Annotated in this window: 1 pseudogene; it reads left to right on the top strand. The window is 50.7% G+C overall.

The features are described 5' to 3' along the window. Positions 1-367, top strand: a pseudogene (locus D7V32_RS17110) (hypothetical protein); the annotation flags it as partial.

The raw sequence follows: 367 nt of genomic DNA, 5'->3' as shown, positions 1-367 counted from the left end.
TCCGCAATGCTGATACCAATACCATCGCAATGCTTGCGTTCGCAGATGATGCGGATGAAGATGCCTTTCCGCTCAACACGCCTGTCCTGGTCACATCAATCAACCGCGCGCTGCCAAAAGCCGGTACTTCAGGAAACCTGCGCAAGAATTTGGAAATCATTTCGCAGATTACATCGCCTACCCTGGTCGTGATCCGCATTGAAAATCCATTTTCTGACGGTGAATTTGACCAGTCGCAGGTCATCGGCGCGACAGAAGAAAATGGGCAGCGCACAGGCCTGCAGGCGTTGCTCACAGTTAAATCTGTATTGGGCATTACGCCAAAAATCATCTGCGTTTCTGATGCCGAAACTATCGACGTGGCCAA

It is taken from the genome of Acinetobacter tianfuensis (assembly GCF_003611465.1).
Classification (GTDB): Bacteria; Pseudomonadota; Gammaproteobacteria; order Pseudomonadales; family Moraxellaceae; genus Acinetobacter; species Acinetobacter tianfuensis.
The sequence above is the reverse complement of the archived record's forward strand: the minus strand, read 5'-3'. Positions and strand labels throughout refer to the sequence as shown.